This is a genomic window from Streptococcus oralis (genome assembly GCF_001588645.1).
Lineage (GTDB): Bacteria > Bacillota > Bacilli > Lactobacillales > Streptococcaceae > Streptococcus > Streptococcus oralis_AB.
In genome coordinates, this window is record NZ_LAYF01000056.1 from 1 (window position 1) to 246 (window position 246).

Consider the following 246-nt stretch of genomic DNA (forward strand, 5'->3'; position numbering starts at 1 on the left):
GAGGCACTGGCACTTACTGAGACTGACTGGCTTGCGCTCAATGATGCTGAAGCAGACTCGCTTGTTGAAACTGATTGACTCAAGCTCAACGATGCTGAAGCACTTGCGCTTGTTGAGACAGACTGGCTCAAGCTCAATGACGCTGAAGCTGATTCGCTTGCTGAAACTGATTGGCTCAGGCTCAATGAAGCTGAGGCACTTGCACTTGTTGAAACGGATTGGCTCAAGCTTACTGATGCTGAAGCA

The 246-nt window shown here is 49.6% G+C and carries 1 protein-coding gene; it reads left to right on the plus strand.

Features of this window, described 5'->3' with window-relative positions; translation table 11 throughout:
- Positions 1–40: 40 nt before the first annotated feature.
- Positions 41–246: hypothetical protein (locus tag A0739_RS10375; RefSeq protein WP_196755729.1), on the plus strand; the 206-nt coding region annotated here is incomplete at its 3' end.